The 16,845-nt window shown below is 52.7% G+C and carries 7 protein-coding genes; 5 read left to right on the top strand and 2 right to left on the bottom strand.

Translation table 11 applies throughout. The annotated features are described in order from the left end of the window. The first annotated feature begins 75 nt into the window (after positions 1-75). The 4 genes from Pla22_RS23085 to Pla22_RS23100 are packed head-to-tail and all read left to right on the top strand — an operon-like array spanning position 76 to position 4,092. Positions 76-1,251 carry a glycosyltransferase family 4 protein gene (locus Pla22_RS23085; RefSeq protein WP_146517157.1) on the top strand — a complete coding sequence of 392 codons (1,176 nt, stop codon included), beginning with the start codon at positions 76-78 and terminating at the stop codon, positions 1,249-1,251. Then, entirely contained in the window at positions 1,248-2,414 is a 1,167-nt protein-coding gene (locus Pla22_RS23090; RefSeq protein WP_146517159.1) for a polysaccharide pyruvyl transferase family protein, read from the top strand. The genes Pla22_RS23085 and Pla22_RS23090 overlap by 4 nt, the downstream gene beginning before the upstream one ends. After that, positions 2,411-3,148: an FkbM family methyltransferase gene (locus tag Pla22_RS23095; protein ID WP_146517161.1), complete on the top strand. Its 738-nt coding sequence runs from the start codon at positions 2,411-2,413 to the stop codon at positions 3,146-3,148. Before Pla22_RS23090 ends, Pla22_RS23095 begins: the two co-directional genes overlap by 4 nt. Positions 3,149-3,150: 2 nt before the next feature. Continuing rightward, entirely contained in the window at positions 3,151-4,092 is a 942-nt protein-coding gene (locus Pla22_RS23100) for a sulfotransferase domain-containing protein (protein ID WP_165440804.1), read from the top strand. A gap of 29 nt (positions 4,093-4,121) precedes the next feature. On the opposite strand, the gene Pla22_RS23105 is transcribed toward Pla22_RS23100, so the two are convergent. Together Pla22_RS23105 and Pla22_RS23110 are read right to left on the bottom strand one after the other, a co-directional pair. After that, on the bottom strand, positions 4,122-5,579 hold the full coding sequence (locus Pla22_RS23105; RefSeq protein ID WP_146517165.1) for an O-antigen polymerase: 1,458 nt from the start codon (positions 5,577-5,579) through the stop codon (positions 4,122-4,124). A gap of 257 nt (positions 5,580-5,836) precedes the next feature. Further along, on the bottom strand, positions 5,837-7,573 hold the full coding sequence (locus tag Pla22_RS23110; protein WP_146517167.1) for a DUF4070 domain-containing protein: 1,737 nt from the start codon (positions 7,571-7,573) through the stop codon (positions 5,837-5,839). A gap of 423 nt (positions 7,574-7,996) precedes the next feature. Here Pla22_RS23110 and Pla22_RS23115 point away from each other — a divergent pair, with 423 nt between their 5' ends. Further along, complete coding sequence (locus Pla22_RS23115; RefSeq protein WP_146517169.1) at positions 7,997-16,843, top strand: type I polyketide synthase; 8,847 nt, start codon at positions 7,997-7,999, stop codon at positions 16,841-16,843. Positions 16,844-16,845: the final 2 nt, after the last annotated feature.

A 16,845-nucleotide genomic window follows, 5' to 3' on the forward strand; every position in this document is an offset into this window, starting at 1 on the left:
GCTTACTCCTCTCGCTCAGTAAACCGAAACGAATCGCCACTAAAACGATTCAAAAAGCGACCAACCAGCACCGCTATGACTTCACCAGAAAAACCTATTCGCGTTTCTGTCGTCGCGGTCATGCCCGGCACTAAGAACGGCATGACGCTGATGACTCAGCGCATTGTCGACGAACTGCGTGATCGGTATCGCGTGCGATTGTGCGATGTGGGTCGCGGGTACAAGAAATCCAATCGCATTTGGCTGGCGAAAAAAGCGATCCAAAGCATTTTCTCGGGACTACGAATTGCTTGCTGGAAAGCTAACTCTGGTGAATACCTTTACATTCCTATCAATTCAAATGCTGGATTGTTGTACAACGCCTGGCAAGGTATTTTTGCCCGACTACGAGGATTCCGGGTGGTCGTTCATCATCACGGATGGTCGTACCTCTATGGCCATGATCGTCGGATGGCTTGGCTCATTCGCATCCTTGGCAGCCAAGCGGTTCACGTCGTTGCTTGTCCGGAAATGCTGCATGAACTAAAGACGATCTACGGTACAAAATTTGAATCCGCATTTGTAACTCCGGGAATCGTCGGCATTGATTCCGATGAAGCAACCTCGCTGACAAAGTCCGAAATCCAAGGTCGCCCGCTTCGTCTGGGAATGCTCAGTAATCTGATGATCACCAAAGGCGTCGGCGAAGCAATCGACACCTTCGAAGAAATGCGACGTCGAGGCGCCGACGTTGAATTGCATCTTGGCGGTCCAATTCGGGGCGCCGATGCTGAGGAGCGAATCGCTCAGGCAATCGCCCGCAGCGAAGGCCGCATCATTCACCACGGGCCCGTTTACGGTGACGACAAGAAAGCGTTCTACGAGAACTTGGACGTTTTTCTATTCCCAACGCTTTATCGAAACGAATCCTGGGGAATCGTGCTCAACGAAGCATTGATGGCGGGAGTTCCGGTAATGACGTACCGACGCGGATGCACGGGATACGTTGTCGGCGGTGACGGTGGCTTGGTGATTCAACGTGATGAGAACTTCGCAAAGTTATCGTCGGACTTGATGGAACAATGGATCGCCAACCCAGACGCATACCAAGTTGCTCGGCAATCCGCCTACCGTCGGGGGCAAGAACTGCGTGAAGAGGCAGAACATCAATTGTCTCTCTTCATCGACGCATTCGAAAACGGCAACTGGCCGGTGATGCCTCCTTGCGAACAGGGGATCGTCCCACTTCAATCCGTGGCGGCGCGATCATGACAGCTAGTGCGAACGCATCAAATGTCTCAAGTGACCAGTACGTTCTGTACGGTTCTTTTGGTGGCTGGAATGTTGGCGACGAGGCGATTCTTGCAACCGTCGAGAACCTGCTTTCGATTCCAAAGATTCGAAACACCGGCGAACAACGTAAGTTCAATCGAACCGTGATCTGCACGCGAGTGCGTGAGGGTGCAAGAGAGCTTTACGAACAAAACGGCCGTAGAATCGTCCTAGCCAAAGACTTTTCCGCAATCGCCAAGGCGTTACGCGGGCGACAGTTGATCATCGGTGGCGGACAAATCCTTACCGGCGACAAGTCTTACAAAGGACTTATCTTCCTGGTGATTCTTACCACCATGGCACGTGTCTTAAGTCGCCGTGCAATCATGGTAGGAATTGGGGTGGAAGGAGTTCACCGTCGCGTCGCCAAATTATTGTGCCGAGTCATCACAAACAACTGTCAGCGCGTCGATTGCCGCGATGAGTATTCGCAAGAGATGCTCAAGCAGGCGGGGTGCGACGCTAAACGATTGAATCTAATGGCTGATGTCGTGCTCAGCAAAGCGATCGCGGGCGAACACTTACCGGGCTTGGTAGACGATTCAGATGCAAACAACCTAGAAACACTTGAGTCCCACGCTTCCGAATTGCCCATGATCTCGGTCGGTTTGCATTTCGCGCCGTCGCGATCATATGCGTCCACAGACGAGATGTCGGCGCTAGCGTCAACAATTGCCGAAGCCTTCCCGGATCATACTGTGTCGCTCGTATCGAACGACTGCCGAGCCGGTTTCGACGAAGAAATGCTGACGAACTTGGAATCGCAAATCCAGCATCCGCGAATTCGGTTTTGTCACTTCGACTACCCGGACCAAGTCGTTCAAAATTATGCCCGTTCGGTTTGCGTCGTCAGCGTACGTATGCACCCGCTGATCTTAGCGTTGATCCACCGGGTCCCCGTCGTGGGAATACGACGCAGCAACAAGGTAATTCAGTTGTCGCAGCGAGTTCCGTTTCCACTACATGATTGGGGCAACGATCCGCACGAACATTTGATCGATCTTATTCGCGTAGCAATCAACGGTCCTGCTCCTAGCATCGATCACTTGGCAAATCTCGCCGCGAGTTCATTCCAATCCGCCACAGCGGAAAGTCACTCATGATTTCAAAACTAAAAAAGCTCACTTCCGTTGTCGAACAAGGGATCTTTCGCGACCTATTGCGAAAAGGAAAACCTCGCTCGATCGCCTCGCACGCGATTGGCCGGCAACTAACCAAATTGGCACCTGGACTGGAATTTGTTGTTGATGGCGGGGCGAACCGAGGTCAGTTCTCGCGAGCAATTAGCCAGTATTTCCCGAATGCCAAGGTGGTCGCGTTTGAACCCTTACCCGAGATGGTCGCAACCTTGCATCGCAACCTCGGTGACCTTCCGAACGTCACCGTAGTGCAAAAGGCGCTTGGCAAGACGGACGGAAAGATGGTGTTCAACGAGTATTCAGACACACAGTGCTCGTCGTTTCTTGATGGAGTCCCTGACAACGCGTTGCTTGGATCAGCGCAGGTTGTCAACCGAATCGAAGTGGAAGTTTGCCGGCTCGACACTCATTTCCAAGGAGTCGACTTTGGCAAACCTGCGCTGTTGAAACTCGACTTGCAAGGTTTTGAAGAACCAGCAATCCAAGGTGCGGGTCAGCGTTTACACGACTTTCAGTACGTGCTTGTGGAATGCCCACTTCTGCGTGCTTACGAAGGTGAAGCGTCGTTTGGTGAATTGACCGTGCTGATGACCAACGCTGGCTACGAAACGATCGGATTTCTAAATGTCGCTTCCCGAGACGGAACGATCGTGCAAGTCGATTCACTCTTCGCCAAGACCAACCACCCGGTGAGCTGATTGTGAGTGGTACTTCTGTCCAACCAAACTTCTTCATCGCCGGCGCGCCAAAGTGTGGCACCACCGCGATAGCAAGCTACTTGCGCACGCATCCGAATGTTTTCATCTCGGAGCCGAAAGAGCCGACATTCTGGGCATCCGACATGCCAAAGCTCAGCAGCCAAATCGGAATCAATACGCTTGCCGACTACGAGCGTCTATTCGCCAATGCGTCGGGGAAAGCTGCTGTCGGTGAAGGCTCAACGATGTACCTGTACTCTGAGAACGCTCTGCCGGATGCTTACGCCTACAATCCCAACGCAAAATTCGTATTTGCGTTCCGATGTCCGGCCGAGGTTGCGCATGCCTACCACATGCAAATGTGTTTTTACGAGCAGGAAAACGAAGATAACTTTTCCACCGCCTGGCAATTGCAGGACGCCCGCTTGTCCGATGACACTCTTATTCCCAATCGGTGCCTAAGTAAAAAACTGCTTCAATACCGTTATGTCGCGGCACTCGGTTCGCAAATCGAACGCGCTCTTACAATCATTCCGCGGGAACAAATTCACTTTGTCGTTCTGGACGACTTTGCCCATGATCCATTGAAGTGCTACCAAAATCTACTACGGTTCTTGGAACTTCCCGATGACGGTCGCACTGAATTCCCAAAACAAAACGCTGCGATGAAAGCGAAATCACGCGTCGTTACAAGAGTACTTCGATCGCGAGCGGTCCGGGAAATCACATTCTGGGCCAAGGGCAAACTAAATGGCAAGGCATTTGATTTCGCCAAGCAACTCAAGAATCGAGCAATGTTCGTTAATGCACCTCGCGATGAACTCGACGATGCCTTTCGACTCGAACTACATCGATACTTTGAGCCTGAAGTTGCCAAGTTAGAGACCGTCCTCGGGCGTTCACTGGCGACGTGGAATAACCCTCGAGCGAAGTCTACTAACTAACAGGCAATTCGACGCGGCAACGCTTGTGCTTAGTTGCCAATCTTGACTCTTGATACAAGAGTGACACCGACCACGATGACGAGTGCGGTTAGCGACTGAGTCAATGACCGAGTGTAGTCACCTGACATCATGCTTAGGCAGTAAGGCGGTATCACCGACGCATAGAGAACCGCACCGGGAACGGAATAATCAGCAACCCGGTCGAGCGAATTTGCCAGTAGCCTTAGCAAGGCCCCCGCAACGAGCACGGCAAACGGGAAGCCAAAGACACTAAAGTTGATTATCGACTCGGCAAATAATCCTGGCGGCGTTCCGCCTCCTTTGTCCTTTAACAACAACCCCTTGTTGTAGACCTTTTCAGTGATCTCGCGTCCCATGGAAACTTGCGGCTTGTCTTCCCATAGTGAACGTGGGATCGGAGTGTACAAAATGGACACGAAGCTTGATCCATACTTGTAGTCGATCTCATCGGGTACGGCTTCATAGATGTGCGACAACTTGACGACATCCGCAAAGCTGTGATTGCCGAAAATAGGCTCTAGGCCCATTTCGGTTAATGCTTCGCCAAACTGCATACCTCGAGAATTGACCCGGCGTAGAGCAAGCATTCCTGAGATCACGCAAAGCGCTAATACACCGACACCGACAACCGCGACAACGTTGATGGGCCGGATGCGGTTGATCAACACGCATGCCATGATCATCGTCAAAACGACAATGCCTCGGCTCGATGCGACAAACGGCAATGCAATCGCGAGCACCGTAAAGGCGGCTAAAGAAAGCGTGACCACTAGTGACGTGCGTTTTCGCATCATCCAAACGCCCACCAAGAACAGCAACACCATCTTGGGAAGTTCTTGCCCAATCAGACGGACATATCCCAATGACGAGTCAACGCCGTTGATCAAGACGCGACGTTTTTCGGAGATGCTGGAAAAACCGCTGAACTCGAACCCGGTCGCTTTCAAAAAGAAATACACGCCAACGGCTGAAATAGCGAACCACAAAGGCAGAAACGCGAGAAAGCGTTTTTGGTTGAAGGATTCAAACGTCCGAGTCAGCCAACGCAGTTTCAAGAACATCTCTTGCGGCACTAAGTACCCCGCGCAAAACAGCACCGATCCCACAGCGGAAAGGATCGCGCCAGGAACCAAGGATTCCAAGGGTCGATCATCAAGCAACTCGGTGACGACTGGCGAATCAACGCTTAACACGTAGATGATCCGGCCGAACACACCAAAGAACAGCGACAAGGCGATGAAGTTGAGCGGATGAAAAATATCGTAAGGCCGCTTTAGCATCGCCGTCAAAACAGGCGACGCAAGTGAAACGCTTGCGCATGAAACGAGGATCAAGTTCAACCGCGTTTGGTAGCTATTGCCACCCCAGCCAAACATCACCAAACCCGCGACGACGCCGACGAAGGCAAGCAGCAAGAATAAACCAACGGCCAGCAATGAGCTGTTCTTGGCGGCAGCGGTTCCCAATCGATCACTCCAAATTTCAATTCAATCAGTTAGCAAAACGTTCACGTGCGTGACACCGGATAGTGTAACTAGTGTCACGAAAGACAGGTCGAACACCTGCCACAGTACCAAGCATGGCCCCGACTAGTGAGAGGCTTGTTCCAATTGGAACAATTCATTGGATTGCACCGCTTGTGGCAGTTCATCATCTGCGGCAACGCACCGATTTGGCAATCTACCCATTCACCCAATCAAGGCTTCAGAACTACACCCAAGGACTAAAACCCGTGGGCGACAGACTCTGAATCAACGCTCGAGCAACCGCCACACGATTCAGCGATTGGCAACGAGTTCGAAGCTATCGCCGCTTGATACTTGGCATCCTTGATGCTGCGTGGATAGGGAGCATGGTTTTCGGCATAGTCGATCGAAACATCAAGCGTCTCGAGAATCTTGCGAGTCTGTAAATCAAAATGCAAGAAACTGCCCATGATCGTATGCGCATACTCAAATTTGGTCGGCCCCATCATTGCAGCGCGAATGAAGTTCTTGATGTACAACCAACGAGTCCGTTTGTCAGTTAACATCCGCCAAGCAATGGTTCGAAAACCCTTGAACATTCGGCGAAATTCCCAACCATTGGGGATGTGTTTATTTTGAATATTCATCCGCTTGGTGGTATCCATCACGCGGGCCATGAATGCCTCTGGCGAATACACCGCCTCGATGATCGAACGAAGTTCCCGGTAGATTTCCACACGGTCTCGCGTGGTCACAAAATTAAGACCACTAATGGTTTGGTCTTTCGATTCGGTGCTGCGAAGTTCGTAGACAGCCCCCGGTTCACTAATCCAGTTATGCTCGGAATCGATTAGACGGCGTTCTTTGCTGAGTCGACGCGTGAGCTGAGTGTTGGGTAACGCGCTAAGCAGACCGACCATCGAGAGAGAGATTCCACTTTCTTGGATAAACTTAATCATTGGCCCATCAGTGCCTGGCTTATCAGTATCGAAGCCAATGATGAGTCCAGCCGCGATCGAGATCCCGTGAGCGTAGATTTTTCGAACCCGCTCGATGATCGGTTGAACCGTGTTGATCCGCTTTTGAGTATGAATCAATGTCTCTTCGTCCGGTGATTCGATGCCCAAGAACACGTAGCGGAACTGAACGTCTTGCATCAACTGCAAGAGTTCGTCGTCATCAGCCAGGTTGATGCTCGCTTCGGTCGAAAAAACGAATGGGTAGTTGTGCTCCTCGTTCCATTTTTTTAGTGCGACCAGCAACGGCTTAATGAGCTTACGATTGCCAATGAAATTGTCGTCGGTAAAGTCGACCCATCCTCGATAACCGAGGTCATAGAGTTTTTGTAGTTCCGCTATGAATTGGTCCGGTGTCTTTACTCTCGGTCGGCGACCGAAGAGTTCAATGATGTCGCAAAACTCGCAGTTGTAAGGACAACCGCGAGACGACTGAACGCCGACGTGCAGATAATCGTTAAAATCGATCAATTCGAATCGAGGGACCGGCGTCGTCGTCACATCGGGTTTCTCGACCGATTCAAACACGCCTCGCGGATTTCCATCTCGCCAAGAATCCATCCACATCGGAATCGTCATTTCTCCTTCACCCATGACCACCGCATCGGCCGCTTCATAAATTTGTGGCTGACTGGTTGGATCGGGTCCACCTACGGCGACAAACTTTTCGTCGGCTTTGGCTTTCGCGATCAGTTCAAGAATGCCGGGTTGCTGCGGCAACATTCCTCCGGTGCAAACGACGTCTGCCCACTTCCAATCGTCTTCGGACAATGGACCAACATTAAGGTCCACTAAACGGAATTCCCATTCATCGGGTAATAGAGCGGCCACCGTCATCAAGCCCAAAGGCGGAGCGGTTGCTTTGGCACCGATCGCCCGCGCACTCTCGACAAAGTTCCAATAGTTCGTTTGCTCAAAGCAGGGCTGAATAAGCAAGCACCTTAAATGAGACTCGGGAATGTTGGGGAGCGCAACCATAAGGGTCTTTGGGGTGTGAGAACGGCTGTTTTACCAGTCAATTGCAGTTCTAGCTTGATAGGAACCTAATTGAGTCGGGACCTATCTAAAAGTGTCAAATAGTGGGATTCGACCGGTTGGGCCGTTTTGGGTGGGAGGAATCCGATTTTACCGAATGGTTTTGCCAAAAATGACTGAGATTCCTAACAATCCTTTCTAAGGTGATTCGTGGCCTCCCAAGCTCGGCGCAAAGGCAAACGCGATCGCAACGCGACGTATTAGGCAGGCTAGCAACGCTCCCCCGACCGCTTCGCGAAGCTCGGCTGGGCTTTATGTGAGACCTAATCAAAATAGACTATACCGATGGTAATTCTATGATTTTGGTATCTTGCATACGCTGCGTCTCGGCCCATCAGGCTCTCCTCATCGACTCTGCAATCATTCATGCCTGACCACACGACCTCTCGTTCTACTTTGCTCACTGGTGCCACTGGCATGGTGGGTTCGTACGTCATGGCAGAAATGCTACGACGCGGCATCCCAATGGTTGTGACTGCTCGTTCCAAGGGTCGCCAATCCGCCGCCGAGCGTATCGAGAACATCCTGCAAGATTTTGAGCAAGCTTGGAATCAAACTCTGCCGCGTCCGCGAGTAGTTGAAGCCTCATTTGACCAGCCCGGCTTGGGTATCCCTCATCACGATCAACGTGCGATCGCTAATGACTGTGACCAAATCATCCATAGTGCAGCGAGCTTAAGCTTCGCTCCGGCGACCGAGAACGCTGACAACGAACCCTATCGAACGAACGTCGACGGCACGCGCCACCTAATCAAATTTTGTCAGCAGATTGGCATCAAACGTTGGCACCAAATTTCGACCGCCTACGTTTGCGGAACGCGATCAGGTACCGTTCGGGAAAACGAGAATGACGTCGGTCAATCCTTTGCGAATGACTACGAGCGAAGCAAATCAATTGCTGAGCAAATGGTCAACGATGCATTCAGAGAGTCCAACCTGACGATCTATCGGCCTTCGATTGTTATTGATCGAACTGGCATCGCACCCGTATCAGGTGACCGTACCATCTATGGTGCGTTTTCCATGTACCAGATGTTGTCGGCGAAGTTTGGATTGCCTGATGATGGGGTTTGGTTCCGCAATCTTGGGTTCCGAGGCAACGAACGAAAGAACTTAGTCGACGTTGATTGGATCTCGCGTGCGGTTGCGACGATTGCAACGTCGCCAAAGTATCACGGTAAAACGTATCACCTGACGACACCAGACGGCACAGCAATCGAAACCCTCGATTCTGCGTTCCGCACGGCTACTCAAACATGGCTCGCAGGGCGACGTGTTCGATCAAACGGTTCCGCGAAGAAAGAAATATCCGCGGACCAGCAGAAAGAGATCGACCAAATGGCTGATCCATTTGTTCGCACCTTCTTACCGTACTTCCGAGACGACCCCAAGTTTGACCGCACTCAGATTGATCGGGTGATCGCTGAAACCGATCTCGATCCAACGCCCTCCATAGCTCAAGATGAGCTATTGAGCATGATCCAGAATTGGTCGGCACCAGCGCCGCAGCGTCAGAAACTCAAACGACCGACATCACCCACCAATTCAACGCTGGCGAAACCATCCATTCAAACCGTCAGCAGTGAACCCAACGATCCCGACGATGTGGTGATCTGCGGCTATTCGGTTCGCCTGCCCGGTAACGTCAACAATGTCGATGAGTTCGAGGAATTGTTGTTTCAAGGTCGTTCGGCGATCGACCTGATGCCTGCTGATCGCCTCGATCGTTCGTTGTACTTTGATAGTCGGCGTGGCGTTCCCGGCAAGACGTATACGGAACTCGGTGGCTGCGTCGATCCGCTCCCGATCGACCAAAATATCCAACGCGAAATTGAAGCTCTCGGCGCCTACGATTTGACCCACCGTCAATTTGCACATGTCGCCACAGCCGCATTTCGGGCGGTTTTTGGGAATCGCAAGCTCCTTGAGGTGGACGGTCTGGACCCGCAACGCGGCGGCGTTTTTGTCGGTCACAGTGGAGGCACCGAACTTGGCGGTCCACTTGCCATGGCAACGATGGCCGAAACGGCGACTTGTTTGATCAATGAGACATCGGCTGCAGCTTCCCTTAGCATGCCGACGAAAGAACGCATGGTTCGTGAAGCGACCGAGGCAATCCGTCAATCGCGACCGCGTCGGCAAGACGATGGCGGACCTCACTTGAACGCCTATTCCGCTGCTTCGCTAGCCGCGAAACTTACCGGTATGCAGGGTCGCCGCGAAGTGATTGACGCTGCTTGCTCGTCTTCTCTTTTAGCCCTTCAGCACGCAGCGTTGGCAATCGACGCCGATCATCTGGACTTGGCGATTGTCGGTGGAGCGACCTTTAATAACGTCGACAACTTAGCATTGTTTTCACAATCAGGAGCGTGCAGTGATTCGGGGTGCCACCCATTTGATCGTCGCGCCAGTGGATTGATCAGCAGCGAAGGCTATGTCGCGATCGTATTGGTGCGACGTCGTGTTGCGGAAGAATTGGGATTGCCGATTCACGCTGTGCTACGAGGGGTTGGCGTTGCTTCCGATGGAAAGGGCAAAGGATTATGGGCACCGCGCAGCGAGGGTCAACAATTGGCGATGAAGCGGGCCAGAGTAAAACTCGATCGCGCTTTGCAAATCGACTATCTAGAATGCCACGCGACTAGCACGCAAGTTGGTGATGCCACTGAACTCGAAAGTTTGACGACGCTGCTGCGTGAAACCAATGACAACTCGTCGTCTCCTCAACCGCCCAACGAACAACTACCAATCGGCAGTGTCAAAAGCAACCTTGGCCACCTGCTTGAAGCGGCTGGCTTGGTCGGGATGGTGAAAGTGTTGCTGTCGATGCGACGAGGACAAATTCCTCCGTCGATCAACTTTGCTGAACCCACCGACCTGTATCAGTGGAACGATTCTCCCATCAAGATCGTGGACACCGTCTTGCCTTGGCCTAAGTCGCAATCGTCGCGAGTTGCCGGTGTCAACGCTTTCGGCATTGGTGGACTCAATGCCCATGCGATCATCGAACAAGAAAACTCACCCGAGTCAGGCTCAAAACCGAAAGCGGTCGCGAAAACTCGGAAGGAATCACCACCGATTGCAATCGTTGGCCGCGGAGTGATCTTGCCGGGCGCCGATTCTATTGAAGCGTTTGGCGATTTGCTCGCAAGTCAAACGTGCCAAATTACCGATCCGCCAGCAGATCGCTGGCTCGCCGATCCGTTTCATCCTGGCCAGATTCTCGGATGCAGCAACGATGGAAGTGAGTTTTCGACGCCTCATTGCCGAGGTGGTTACGTAACGAACTTTAAGTTTGACGCTCAGTCGTATCGAATTCCACCCAAGCTTGTGCGTAATGCCAATCCAGCGCAATTGATGTTGATTGAAGCGACTCGCCAAGCAATCGAGGAGTTCGACAACCATCAATGGACCGTTGACCGCAAACGCGTGGGAGTCGCGGTAGGAACGATCTTTGGCGGCGAGTTTAGCAATCAATTGCAAATCGGGCTGCGGCTCCCTGAAATCGGCAAGCACCTCGCCGAGGCAGCGGCCCGACACGGAATCGGTTCCCAAATCGTGTCCGATTTGCTGCTGGAATACCGCGAATTGATTCTCGAGCGTTACCCGGCCCTACTGGATGAAACAGGTGGCTTCACAGCCAGCACGTTGGCATCAGCAATCGCACGTGTATTCAATTTGATGGGTGGAGCCTACGCGGTGGACGCCGACGAGGCGTCGAGCGGTCTCGCATTGATGACAGCGATCGAGCGATTGAACACTCATGATGTGGATGTCGCAATTTGCGGTGCAACGCATCGGGCGATGGACTTGGTGGCATTTGACCAGTTGTATCGAAAACACCAGTTAGTGGAGTCCGGCAGAGTCGAAGATCTGCCAAATAACGGTTCCCGAATCTTCCCGGGGGAGGGTGTGGCAAGCATGATATTGCAACGCCTCGACGATGCCATAACCCAGGGACGAAAGATCTATGGCGTGATAGACGGCGTTAAAGAGAGTTGGTCAGACAATGTCCAACAATCAAGAAACGAGTCCTATCAACGTTCGATTAACCACGACAAAATATCTGGCTATCAGCTTGTTCGAACCATTGGACACCTCGGAGGTGCTCAGGGCTTAGTTCAAACGATTGCAGCCACCATTGCTGACCCTAACGAACTTAGTCAACCGCGGGTCACATCCATTGAAGAGACCGCGGACGACGGCTACCAAATAAGCTACCGAGTGTCGCGCGGCACGAAGTCGCCGATCGCCGTGAACCATGACGCACAATCATCCTTTGATCCAATACCGGCTGTTTCCACTTTGATGCCCGCACGCGAATCCCAATCGAGTCATCCGATCACCAACGTGGAGAAAAAAGTTTCGTCTCGCATAGCGAGGGATCTGATCACGTTGCGTTTAGAAGCAGGGTCGCCCGAGCAGATGCAGGCGTCGCTTCAAAGCGTCATTAGCAGCGAACCTAATCAATGGGTGGGCGAGGTATGTCACTTCAGCCATGATGCGACCGGCGTCATTCAAGCCGGTATCGTTGGCCAATCTTTTGATGAAGTTCGCGAAACTGCCAAGGCAATCCTTGAGGGTCCATTCGCAAGCTCAACCAGCAAAGCTTTGCCCCGTCATTGCGGTTGGATTCGTTTCCCAAGTTGCGGCTCAAGATCAGCCTGGCTGTTCCCCGGCCAAGGATCGCAGTATGCCGAGAAACCAGAACTGATTTGCAACAGCGAATTATCGCAAGGGTTCCTGGATGAGTTCGACGCACAATTGACGGCAATGGGGTTAGAACCGGTCGGTCATCGGCTTGACGACCCCAGGAATGAGTTAGGACGTAACATTTGGTGGACTCAGCTTTGGGTCCTGGCCGTCGGAACGACGATGACTCAGTCGATGTTACAACGAGGTCATCGACCCGATGTTGTCCTCGGACACAGCTTTGGCGAATGCACCGCCGCATGGTGTGCCGGAGTTATGTCGACTCAACAAGCAATTCAGTTTGCGAAGTACCGCAGTGACGCGGTAATTACCGCAGCGGCTACCGGTGGTGAATTGTTGTCGGTACGTGCTGAACCCGCTGCAATCGACGCTGCATTGAGCGGTCATGACATCACGTACTTCATCACCCACCACAATGCACCCGAGCAAACCGTAATCGCGGGTAGCAAGCCTCAGATTGCCAATGCGAAGGCGGTACTTGCCAGTGCCAACCTTGCTTCAATCGTCATCCCAGTGCCGGCAGCGTTTCATACACCTTCGATGAAGCCAGCGCAAGATTTGCTGCGAGTTCGATTCGGTTCACAAGTCGCCAAGCCACCTCGATTCGGGTTCTTGTCTGCGATCAGCAACCGCTACTTGGCTGAACCGCTCGACATTATCACTAATTTGATCGATCAACTTACTCGTCCAGTTTGTTTCACCAGTGCTGTCGAACGCTTGGCACACGATGGATGTGGATTGTTCATCGAAGTCGGTCCAAGCGACGTTCTGACGCGGTTGGCGAAGTCGACACTCACCAAAAACGCAATTTGCCTGTCTGCTGATGATCGCGGACGCCCTCTGCATTTGCGAACGGCTTTAATTGACTTAGCCTGCGAAGCATTCACTGGATCAACCATACGCAGCGCAACATCGAACGATGTTCAACAGCCACCCAGCAGTGCAGCACTTACGTCCTCGCCTTCGAAGAATGGTTCTATCTTGGTTGACGGTGCACCATCATCCTCCGCTTCCAAGTTTGATGTCGTCGATGTCACACGTCGCAATCGTGGCGGCGACGAAACGATCGCGCCATCACCTGCGTCTCGCAACGGAAACGCTAACGGCGTCGTGCATCGAACCCCGAAACCCGGCGCTGCTCAACCCAACCGATACCCAAGTGCCATTCGTACTACGAATGAAATCGCGAGCATTCCTGCGGTTGCTTCCAACCAGGCCAACCCTCAAGAAGTGAGAGCGACATCACCGGCATCAGTTGCTAAGGCTAGCGTAAGCAAACGCGAATCCGCCAAAGCATTCTTGTTTGACTTGGTCGTTGATTTGACCGGCTACGACCCTGAAATCATTGAGTTCGACGCCGACCTCGAAGGTGAACTGGGTGTCGACAGCATCAAGAAAGCTCAATTGATTGGCGAAGTCGTTCAGTGGGGCAATCTGGAAATTGACATGCAGTCGATGCGGTTGGCGCAGTTTGCTTCGCTTGCGGATATCCTGGCTCTAGTTGGCGAAGACGACACAGCAGATAACGCAGTCAGCAGCGAGCTGAACACTCATGTCGACGCACCGGCAAGCTCGAACGAAGATATTTCCGAATCGCTTCAACGAATGATCATCGACTTGGTGGTCGACCAGACGGGTTACGATGAAAGCATCATCGACATGGATGCTGACCTGGAGGGTGAACTTGGCGTCGATTCTATTAAACGGGCACAATTGCTGGGTGAGCTTGAAACGCAGTACGAGTTGCAATCTATCCGCGAACAGAATTTGCGGCTGTCTGATTTCCCGACCCTCGCGTCGATCCACGCGTATGTGCTTAAGCACTTGACCTCGGCCGATAGCGAAAAAGAGCAGCCCGCCAACCAAACCGCCAACCACAGCGGCGAAAAAAAAAAATCTCCTACCCTAACTGAGCAAGCGACCTATCAAACGGAGCCGGCACCGTTGAAGACGCCGGCCCAGGGTACTCACCGCTTCGTCCTGAGAACTTGCGAGGCTCCTCGGTACGAGGGCACGCCGAATCAGCCAAGGTTTAGCGGACCAGCATTGATTGTCGGGGACAATCCGATCGCTGACGCGATCATCAAGCGTTGGAAGATGACCGGATTGCCCTATCATCAAATCGGCTCTGATTTGAATTGGGACCAAATTGATTCGATCATTCAATCGATTTGGAAAGACGGTGTATCCCAACATTTGTTTTTGACGACGCCCCACGACGCGGAAGCCAGTTGGTCGACGCTGGACGCTCGCGCATGGCAAGCAAGAAAAGTCGCAGCGCTTTCGATCCCGTATCGCGTGTGTCAATTATGGATGCAAAAAGTCATCGACGATGAATTGATGGATCAATCCTCGTTGGTCTCTTTTGTTCGCAATGGCGGCCAGTTTGGCTTTGATGCGGGCAGCGGCGAAAACCTAGCGAATCGTTCAGCCGAGTCGGGTGGAATTGCAGGACTCACCAAAGCAATGCTGATTGAGGCTTGGATGCGTGGTTATCGTGACACTCCCATGCTGGTCGTCGACGGTGCAAAGAACGCTACCGCCGACGCAATCGTCGATGGCGGCTTCCGAGAACTTGCAGTGCCTTCCTACGACGAAGAAGTGATCGTGGATGGGCCTTTACGCCGAGCAACACGGGCCCAGTATCAACCGATCCCTCAAGCAAACTTAGCCGCCGATCGCGTTCATTCGGTTAATATCACACCGGGTGGAGTCTGGCTTGTGGCGGGCGGCGGACGTGGCATCACCGCCATGACGGCGATGGAATTAGCTCAGCGACACGGTCTTAAACTGCACTTGCTTGGTATGGCCAAAGCCGAACCGATCGATCCGCACACTCGCGAGCGAGCGCAAATCGATCGGGCTCAACTGCGACGCGACACCATGAATCGCGTCCAGCAAAGCGGCGGCAACCCGGTCAAGCATTGGCGCAACTACGAAAAAGCGATCGAGATTGACCAAACATTACAGCAATGTCGCGAGCGTGGTATTGAAGCAACTTATCACAGCGTGGATGTCTCCGACGCGCAAGACGTTGCCCAACTTGTTGCGAGTATCCGCCGATCCGATGGTCCTATACGGGGTGTAATTCAGGGTGCTGGCTCCGGTCAAGACGCTCGATTTGATCGCAAACGTCCCGACAAAGTCCAACAATGTTTAGATGCGAAGATTGACGGCTGTGTTTCCCTTGCCGCAGCCACGCAAGCTGACCCGCTTGAATGGTTTGTTGGCTTCGGTTCGATCAGCGGCCGGTTCGGCGCTAATGGGCACACCGATTACAGCGCCGCCAATGACATGCTTTCTAAGATAATTGGACGTCTTCGCGCCGAGCGTCCCCATACCAAATGCGTGACCTTTCATTGGCACGCGTGGGGTGATGTCGGGATGGCAACAAAACCAGAAGCCAAACTCGCGTTAGACATGATTGGCATGGAGTTCATGCCAGCTCAAGAGGGGTTGCAACACTTCCTGAACGAGATTGAAAACGGTGGCGATGATGCAGAAGTACTGATCACCGATCGTCGATACGTTCGCAAGTTTTTCCCCAACGAACAACACACATCCACTGATGTTCTCGCCGCACCGGCAGCAATGCTAGATCCATCAGAGAATGGATGGTCCGATCACAACCTTCGCGATACGTCATTCAAGGTAACCCTTGATCCCGAACGTGATCTATTCTTGAAAGAACACTTGGTTCAGGGACGACCGACATTGCCATTCGTGATGGCGATCGAAATGCTTAGCGAAGCCGCGTCGATTCATCAATCACTTTCATCAGGAAAGCCGCAACGTGTGAGTTCGCTACGTAACGTGCAAGCTATCCGGCCGTTGAAGTGCTTAACGGATGATGCGTTCGCAGTCGAATTGATCCCCGGCAATGATTCGCATTCTTGGAAATTGGTGAGTGACTTGCGTCGTCGCGACGGAAGGTTGGTGGAGGCTGCTCGCGAGCACTTTACCGCGAGTGTTGAATTAGAAGACGCGACCGCATGCAAACCTACGCGATACGATTCCGTGGACTTGCTTGACCACTTGCGAGTCGATGCAAAAGCGATCGAGTACATGCCCGAAGACGCGCCGGTATATCACGGCCCATCACTGCAGTGCCTTCGTGAGATCGAGTTTGCAATGGACGGCCAGATCCCGGTCGCGTTAGGAACGATCGTGGCCCCGAGTCCCGCACACCTTGCCGGTGAATCGCGGCCTTTAGTGGGTTGGACCATATCACCCGCGACGATGGATGCGGTCTTGTATGCCGCGGGAATGTTGGCATACCAAGTTGGCAATAGACCTAGTTTGCCAGTTCTCTTCGACGAAATTGAATTGGGACGACTACCCCATCCTGGCGAACCGCTTCGCGTCGTTGTCCGCTGGGTAGACTCACTTGAAGAATCAACTAGCGAAATTGCTGGAGGACGTTTGTCAGCAGTCTTGGCCGGCCAAAATCGAGATCTCATCTTGCGGCTCGATGGTTATCGAGTTGGATGGCTGAGTTAGGC

The organism is Rubripirellula amarantea (assembly GCF_007859865.1).
In the GTDB taxonomy this organism is placed as follows: Bacteria; Planctomycetota; Planctomycetia; order Pirellulales; family Pirellulaceae; genus Rubripirellula; species Rubripirellula amarantea.

Bases quoted from the DNA above. Each gene is read 5' to 3' on its own strand.
- Pla22_RS23095 (WP_146517161.1), top strand. From the start codon at position 2,411: ATGATTTCAAAACTAAAAAAGCTCACTTCCGTTGTCGAACAAGGGATC.
- Pla22_RS23085 (WP_146517157.1), top strand. From the start codon at position 76: ATGACTTCACCAGAAAAACCTATTCGCGTTTCTGTCGTCGCGGTCATG.
- Pla22_RS23115 (WP_146517169.1), top strand. From the start codon at position 7,997: ATGCCTGACCACACGACCTCTCGTTCTACTTTGCTCACTGGTGCCACT.
- Pla22_RS23110 (WP_146517167.1), bottom strand. From the start codon at position 7,573: ATGGTTGCGCTCCCCAACATTCCCGAGTCTCATTTAAGGTGCTTGCTT.
- Pla22_RS23090 (WP_146517159.1), top strand. From the start codon at position 1,248: ATGACAGCTAGTGCGAACGCATCAAATGTCTCAAGTGACCAGTACGTT.